Origin of the sequence: Flavobacterium sp. RHBU_3, assembly GCF_046613565.1 — a bacterium.
Taxonomy (GTDB): Bacteria; Bacteroidota; Bacteroidia; order Flavobacteriales; family Flavobacteriaceae; genus Flavobacterium.
On the sequence record NZ_JBKJHC010000035.1, the window covers coordinates 1 to 1,181 of the forward strand.

1 protein-coding gene is annotated in these 1,181 nt (G+C 35.9%); it reads right to left on the reverse strand.

Annotated features, from left to right (window positions below; genetic code table 11):
* Nucleotides 1-1,128, reverse strand: a 1,128-nt coding sequence (locus ACLI1A_RS19525) for an IS4 family transposase (protein WP_411410375.1), incomplete at its 3' end; no start/stop codon positions are given.
* Nucleotides 1,129-1,181 lie beyond the last annotated feature (53 nt).

The following is a 1,181-nucleotide window of genomic DNA, read 5'->3' on the forward strand; positions in this document are numbered from 1 at the left end:
TTCTTTGATTATTTCATTGGTAAACAGTTCATTTATAGGTGTTTTTGAGAAAGCGGATATTCCTAAAATTTGTGTCATTTCATAGATTGTGTACTGGCTTTTCATTTGATGTTTTAAATAAGCTACGATTAAGTATGTGCTTATTGCAATCCATAATTGAGTCTTGACGGCATTCTGAGAATGCCCCCAAAGGGTTTTAACTTGCAGGTTTTGTTTTATCCATTTAAAAAATATTTCGATCTGCCATCTACTTTTATAGAGGGTTGCGATGTCTATTGCATCCATTTCAAATTCGTTGGTTAGAAAGATTAGTATAATGTCTTTATCTTTATCATAGTATTTGATACGTCTGATTTTTTCAGGGTAAAATTTGTAACTCTTAGCCACTAATAGTTTTATAGATTGGTCACACCTTAGTCCGGTACTTTTATCAACCTTTCTGGACACAACAGCTTTAAACTTTAGGTTGCTCTTGGCTCGGACGACAAAAAAGGCATTGGATTGATTCAACTTATATAGGCGCTGAAAATCGGTATATGCTTTATCCATTACATAAACAGCACCTGATACAACTTCTATTTCATCCATTACATTTACATCATGATATTTGCCATCAGTTATGTGAATAAAAGTTGGTATGCTACCACGCAAGTCTAATAATGTGTGCATTTTTACAGCACCACGGGAATATTTTCCGTGCGCCCAATTCATCAGGATGATACTTACAGAAATTGTCGTTGAGTCCAAAACAAAAACGTCTTTATCAATACCAGAAAGGGACTCATGATTATCTGTATATAAGGGTTTTACAAGGTTTATCAGATAGGCTCCAAAGTCAGCATATATACGCCAATCACGATTCTCATTGGCACGGGAGAGTGTCGATTGGTTGACGCTCTGCTTTATTCCCAAATGATACAATTGGCTTTTATGGGCATTTAAACAAAGGCATATGTCACGAAGCCCGTTTCTTGCAGTCAACTGACCAAAGAAAAGCTGTGCAAACTGATTCCAGCAATTTAACTCTCTTGAGCGGTAATCCCCTTTGTATCGATTTACACATTTTTGAAACTCATATCGGTTGACACATGCCAGAACCTGTGAAAACACAAATTTGCCCTTATTCATAACCCTGGTTTTTCCAAAGTTATAATCAAATCAAAAAATCAAAGAACGGTCTG